At 69.6% G+C, this 5,365-nt stretch carries 4 protein-coding genes; 3 read left to right on the forward strand and 1 reads right to left on the reverse strand.

What is annotated here, in order from left to right; translation table 11 throughout:
* Nucleotides 1-205 precede the first annotated feature (205 nt).
* On the forward strand, nt 206-412 hold the full coding sequence (locus ACZ61E_RS29835) for a hypothetical protein (protein ID WP_469703205.1): 207 nt from the start codon (nt 206-208) through the stop codon (nt 410-412).
* Between the two features lie 65 nt (nt 413-477).
* A complete protein-coding gene (locus tag ACZ61E_RS29840; RefSeq protein ID WP_469703207.1) occupies nt 478-996 on the forward strand; it encodes a SixA phosphatase family protein in 519 nt (172 codons plus the stop codon).
* A gap of 121 nt (nt 997-1,117) precedes the next feature.
* Here ACZ61E_RS29840 and serB read toward each other — a convergent pair whose 3' ends face one another.
* The gene (gene serB / locus ACZ61E_RS29845) at nt 1,118-2,347 is read right to left on the reverse strand and encodes a phosphoserine phosphatase SerB (RefSeq protein WP_469703209.1); all 1,230 of its coding nucleotides are present in this window, start codon (nt 2,345-2,347) and stop codon (nt 1,118-1,120) included.
* A gap of 282 nt (nt 2,348-2,629) precedes the next feature.
* On the opposite strand from serB, the gene ACZ61E_RS29850 reads away from it, so the two are divergent.
* A complete protein-coding gene (locus tag ACZ61E_RS29850) occupies nt 2,630-5,233 on the forward strand; it encodes an ABC transporter ATP-binding protein/permease (protein ID WP_469703211.1) in 2,604 nt (867 codons plus the stop codon).
* Nucleotides 5,234-5,365: the final 132 nt, after the last annotated feature.

Below are 5,365 nucleotides of genomic sequence, written 5' to 3' on the forward strand. Positions count from 1 at the left end.
ACTCCTTCCCCCAACTGGTTGCCCTTTTCTCTTCTCCCCCCCCCCCCCCCGCCTCCCTCCCCCCCCCCCCCCCCCCCCCCCCCCCCCCCCCCCCCCTCCCCTAGGGGGCCAGGGTCAGGGTCAAGTGGGTGGGTCGCCGGATGGGAGCCCGCGCGCCCCGTCCGTAGGTTTGAGGCACCTCAACCGCAGACCTACGGAGGCGGCCATGGCGGCCCCTGTGCACACCCGGTCCCACCGCCCGTCCCCCGACACCGTGGAGATCCGTCTCCCCTGGTGGGCCGTCGCGCTCCCCGCGATCGCGTTCGCCGCGCTGCTTCTGCTGATGGCCGGTCCCGGGCAGGCCAACGCCGCCGCGGGCGACCCCGGCGTCGGCCGGGTGGTGCAGCAGATCCAGCAGACCCTCGGCCGGTAGTCCGGGGCGGGTGAGCCCTCCAACACCCCGCGCCTGACGGCGCATTTCGTGCGAAGCTGGGATGCATGAGCGTCGAAACACCCCGCAGGATTGTCCTACTCCGGCACGCGAAGGCCGACTGGCCCGACGTGGCGGACCACGAGAGGCCGCTCGCCGAGCGAGGCCGCGCGGACGCCCCGGTGGCCGGGCGCCGGCTCGCGGAGACCGGCATCGCGTTCGACCTGGCTCTCTGTTCGACGGCGGCCCGCACGCGCGAGACCTGGAAGCTCGCGGTGCACGAACTGCCGCAGCGCCCCAGGACCGTGTACGAGGACCGGCTGTACGACGCGACGCCCGGCGACCTGCTGGCGCTGCTCACCGAGACGTCGGACGAGGTGAACGACCTCCTTCTGATCGGCCACAATCCCGGTATGCACGCCCTCGCCGACGCCCTCTCGGCCCGCGCCGAGGGTGACGCGCTGGGCCGGCTGACCGCGAGCGCGTTCCCGACCTCGGCGTTCGCCGTCATCGGCTTCACCGGCTCGTGGAAGACCGTCGAGCCCGATGTGGGGACGCTGCTCGAATACTGGGCACCGCACGACTGACCGCCCCCGCCCCGGCCCTCGCCCCGACCACCCCGACCGCCCCAACTCCCTTGACGACGAAGCCCCGGCACGGTGTGCGTGCCGGGGCTCTGTGCCGGGTGCGTACAGACGGCGGGCGGGCTCAGACGGGCGGGCCCTCGGCCCCCTCCACCTCTTCGACCTCTTCGCGCGTGATGCCTAGCAGATAGAGCACCGTGTCCAGGAACGGCACGTTCACCGCCGTGTCCGCGGCCCTGCGGACCACGGGCTTGGCGTTGAAGGCGACCCCGAGCCCCGCCGCGTTCAGCATGTCGAGATCGTTCGCGCCGTCACCGATCGCCACGGTCTGCGAGAGCGGCACCCCGGCCTCGGCGGCGAACCGGCGCAGCAGCCTGGCCTTGCCCGCCCGGTCGACGATCTCGCCCACGACCCGGCCGGTGAGCTTCCCGTCCACTATCTCCAGCGTGTTCGCCGAGGCGAAGTCCAGCCCCAGCTGCTCCTTCAGCGCGTCGGTCACCTGCGTGAACCCGCCGGACACGACGCCCACTTGGTAGCCCAGCCGCTTCAGCGTACGGATCAGGGTGCGGGCGCCGGGCGTGAGCCGTACCTCCGTACGCACCTTGTCCACCACCGACGCGTCGAGTCCGGCGAGCAGCTCCACACGGGCGTGCAGCGACTGCTCGAAGTCCAGCTCACCGGCCATGGCCCTGGCCGTCACCTCGGCGACCTGCTTCTCGCAGCCCGCGTGCGCCGCGAACAGTTCGATGACCTCGTCCTGGATGAGGGTCGAGTCGACGTCCATCACGATCAGCCGCTGCGCCCGGTGGTGCAGCCCGGCCGAGACGACGGCGACGTCCACCCCGATCCCGGCGGCCTCGGTCGCCAGCGCCGTCCGCAGCGGTTCGGTCTCCGTCCCCGACACCGCGAACTCCACGGCGGTGACCGGGTACTTGGCCAGCCGGAAGATACGGTCGATGTTCCCGCCGGTCGCGGTGATACGGGCGGCGATGGCCGCCGTCGACTCGGCGGAGAGCGGATGCCCGAGCACGGTGACATGGGAACGGCCGCTGCCGCGCGGCCTGTTGTCGCCGGTTCCGGAGATGATCTCGGCCTGGAGCTTCAGGGAATCGGCCCAGCCGTGGACGGTCGCGCGCAGCGCGCCCTCGGTGCCGTCCCCGACCGGCGACGTGACGAGTGCGCACAGGACGATACGGCCACGGGTGACGACCTGCTCGATGTCTATGACGTCGAGCGAGTAGGCGGCGAGGGTGTCGAAGAGCCCGGCGGTGATCCCCGGGCGGTCCTTCCCGAAGATCTTGACGAGAAGTGTGGGGGCGGCGTCAGTGGTCTGACGGGGCTGCGATGCGCTCATGGTGATCCCACCGTATCGGGCGTGACGCGTGGGGCGACCAGGCGTCCCGCGTACCGGACATGCCACGAGCAGGCCACGGGCGTGCCACGGAATGGCGCGTGGGACACGAGTCCCGGTTGAGGGTTTTGCGACTGTTCACTTACGTTTCGCCGTGCCACTTACGGGATTTTGCGCTCTTTCCCGAGGCCCGACTTTCGTATAAGGGGGCGGGCCTGAAATAGTTCCCCCCGATGTTCGCCATCCCTAGACTCCCTGTGATGGGAGCAACCCGGGGGACAACTAGTGGGGCATGGAGTGCCGGAACTCGTACTTGAACTGAACGGAAGGACCTGGACGCTCGATCAGTCCAGGTCGTACACCCTGGGGCGTGATCCGCAGGGCGACCTGGTGATCGATGACGCCCGGGTCTCGTGGCGCCACGCCACCATCAGCTGGGGGGGCCGTAGTTGGGTAATTGAAGACCACGGCAGCACCAACGGCACTTATGTGCAGGGCCAGCGGATCCAGCAGATGGAAATCGGTCCCGGTACCGCCGTACATCTCGGCAATGCGACCGACGGACCGCGGCTGGGCCTGAGCGGTGCGGCGGCCGGCGCGTACAACCCGCAGGGCGCGGCGCCCCAGCAGGCGCAGGCGCCACAGGCACAGCAGGTGCAGCACGCGCAGCCACAGCACGCGCAGCCACAGGGCGGACCGGGCTGGGCGCCCCAGCAGCAGCCCCAGCAGCAGGGCTGGCAGCAGCAGCCGCCCCAGCACGGCTACGTACCACCGCAGCACGGCGGGCCGGGGGGCCCCGGCGCCGGCGGTCACAGCGGTCCCGCTGGTCACGGCGGTCCAGGCTCGGGTGGCGCGGCGGGGGCGCCGCCGGTGTACGGGGACCGCAGTCCGACCACCTTCCACCAGGTGGCCCTCGGCCGGGTGATGCGCATCGGCCGTGCGCTGGAGAACGAGCTGGTCGTCTCCGACCTCCAGGTCTCCCGTCTGCACGCCGAGTTCACCTCGACGCCCGACGGCCGTTTCCAGATCCGCGACCTCGGATCCCACAACGGCACCTATGTCAACGGTCAGCCGATCCCCAAGTCCGGTACGGCCCTCATCGGCCCGAACGACATCGTGGGCGTCGGCCACTCGACCTTCCGGCTCGTCGGCGACCGGCTCGAGGAGTTCGTCGACACCGGTGAGGTCTCCTTCTCCGCCCGCCACCTCACGGTGACGGTCGACGGCGGCAAGCAGATCCTCAAGGACGTCTCCTTCGGCGTTCCCGAGAAGTCGCTCATCGCGGTCATCGGCCCCTCGGGCTCCGGCAAGTCCACGCTCCTCAAGGCGCTCACCGGCTACCGGCCCGCCAACGAGGGCGACGTCCTGTACGACAACAGGAATCTGTACAAGCAGTTCGCCGAGCTGCGCCAGCGCATCGGTCTGGTCCCGCAGGACGACATCCTGCACAAGGAGCTGACCGTACGGAAGGCGCTCAAGTACGCCGCCAAGCTCCGCTTCCCCGGTGACACCGCCGAGTCCGAGCGCGAGGCCCGTATCGACGAGGTGCTGCGCGAGCTGAAGCTCGACATCCACAAGGAGAAGCGGGTCACCTCGCTCTCCGGTGGCCAGCGCAAGCGCGTCTCGGTCGCCCTCGAACTGCTGACCAAGCCGTCGCTGATCTTCCTGGACGAGCCCACATCGGGCCTCGACCCGGGCATGGACCGCGACGTCATGCAGTTGCTGCGCGGCCTCGCCGACGACGGCCGTACCGTCCTGGTCGTCACGCACTCTGTGGCCGAGCTGGCGATCTGCGACAAGCTGCTCGTCATGGCGCCCGGCGGCTCGGTCGCCTACTTCGGTCCGCCTGAGGAGGCGCTCAACTTCTTCGGCTACACGACCTGGGCCGATGTCTTCTCGGCGTTCGAGAACTACCGCGACTACGACTGGGCGGGCCGCTGGCGCGGCTCGCAGCACTTCCAGATGTACGCCGCCGACATCGACGCCGTGGCCCCGCAGTCGGTCCACATGCCGTCGCCGCAGCAGATGCGCCCGCCCAAGCCGCAGAGCTGGGGCTCCCAGCTCTGGACGCTGATCCGCCGCTACTCCTCGGTGATCGCCTCCGACCGGGGCTTCCTCGGTCTGATGGTGATACTGCCCGCCGTCCTCGGCGTGGTGAGCGTCGTGATACCGGCGGAGTACGGTCTGGGGCCGCCGGAGGCGCCGGCCAAGTTCAACGGCAAGGCCGGCACGATCCTGCTGATCCTCGCGGTCGGCATGTGCTTCTCCGGCGCCGCGAACTCCGTACGAGAACTGATCAAGGAACGGGTGATCTACGAACGGGAACGGGCCACCGGCCTCTCCCGCTCCGCGTACCTGATGTCCAAGGTCATCGTGCTCGGTGTGATCACGGCCTTCCAGGGCGTCATCATCTGCGGCATCGGCTTCGCGCCCCGAGCGTTGCCCGACGAGGGCCTGATCATGCCGCCGGCCGTCGAGATGTGCATCGTCATCATCGCGCTCGGTTTCACGTCGATGATGTTCGGTCTGGTGATCTCCTCGCTGGTCAAGACCGCCGAGAAGACCATGCCGCTGCTGGTCATGTTCGCGATCGTCCAGGTCGTCTTCACCGGCACGCTCTTCCAGGTCTACGGTTCGCCCGGCCTGGAGCAGTTCGCCTGGCTGATGCCCTCGCGCTGGGCCATCGCCGGCACCGGCTCGACCCTCGACCTGGCGCATCTGATGCCGCCCTGGGACCCCGAGAGCCCCAACGACCTGGACCCGCTCTGGGACCACTCGGTGGCGCAGTGGGGCTTCAACGTGATGGTGCTGCTGCTTATCGGAGTGGTGTGCGGGTTCCTGGTGGCGCGGCTGCTGCGCCGCCACGAGCCGGAGGTCATGCGCAAGTAACGCGGAGTACGCAACGCGGACCGTTCCGCGTGCGGCACGCACGCCGCCGGGGGGGGGGGGGGGGCGGGGGGGGGGGGGCCCCCCACAGCTTTTTTTTGTCTTTGTTTTTTTTTTTTTTCTGTGTTGTTTGTG

The organism is Streptomyces sp. NPDC104581, assembly GCF_055583685.1.

Bases quoted from the DNA above. Each gene is read 5' to 3' on its own strand.
- ACZ61E_RS29835 (WP_469703205.1), top strand. From the start codon at position 206: ATGGCGGCCCCTGTGCACACCCGGTCCCACCGCCCGTCCCCCGACACC.
- ACZ61E_RS29840 (WP_469703207.1), top strand. From the start codon at position 478: ATGAGCGTCGAAACACCCCGCAGGATTGTCCTACTCCGGCACGCGAAG.
- serB (WP_469703209.1), bottom strand. From the start codon at position 2,347: ATGAGCGCATCGCAGCCCCGTCAGACCACTGACGCCGCCCCCACACTT.